This window comes from Larkinella ripae (assembly GCF_054780775.1).
Window position 1 is genome coordinate 1 of sequence record NZ_BAAGVR010000015.1, and the last position, 633, is coordinate 633.

A 633-nucleotide genomic window follows, 5' to 3' on the forward strand; every position below is an offset into this window, starting at 1 on the left:
AGTAGTGAATATCCGCTTCGATTTCCTGACCCCGCGCACCCCTGCGAGTTTCATGAGGCGTTCCGTCTGATCCCGGCCGATCTCCCACCCCTCACGCCGAAGCAAGGCATGCATTTTCCGTCGCCCGTACACGCTGTAGTGCTTCGCGTGGAGGCGTTGGATCTCGGACACGAGCAGTTCATCGCGGAGCTGTCTCGCTGAGGCGGGGCGATGTTTCGCTGCCCGGTACCCGCGGGAGGTGAGGAACCCACGAACTGCCGTCCTGAGTGTACGGCAGAGGAACTCGACCCCGAAACGATCACGATACTCGTCGATGAACTGGATCATTTCGTTCGTGGCTGGTCGAGTTCCTTCGCGAAAAACACGCTCGCTGCTTTAAGAACTTCGTTGGCCTTCTTCAGCTCGGCGTTCTCGCGTCGCAGGCGTCGGTTCTCTTCGGCCATGTCGGTAGTGACCCCGGGCTTCACCCCGGTATCGATGTCGTAGCGGCGCTGCCACACGCGCAGCGTCTCGGGGCTCACCCCAAGGAGGCCGCCGACGTGTCGGCAAGCGGCGGTCAGCGATTCATGTTCGGGGCGGGCCTCCGCGAGCATGCGGAGCGCACGCTGACGAAGTTCAGGGTCGTATTTGCTT

At 61.9% G+C, this 633-nt stretch carries 2 protein-coding genes; both read right to left on the reverse strand.

Annotated features, from left to right (window positions below; all coding sequences use genetic code 11):
- Positions 1-327: IS3 family transposase (locus ACYVHX_RS09285; RefSeq protein WP_382336012.1), on the reverse strand; the 327-nt coding region annotated here is incomplete at its 3' end.
- Positions 324-633, reverse strand: a 310-nt coding sequence (locus ACYVHX_RS09290; protein WP_460671348.1) for a transposase, incomplete at its 5' end; no start/stop codon positions are given. The genes ACYVHX_RS09290 and ACYVHX_RS09285, both read right to left, overlap by 4 nt.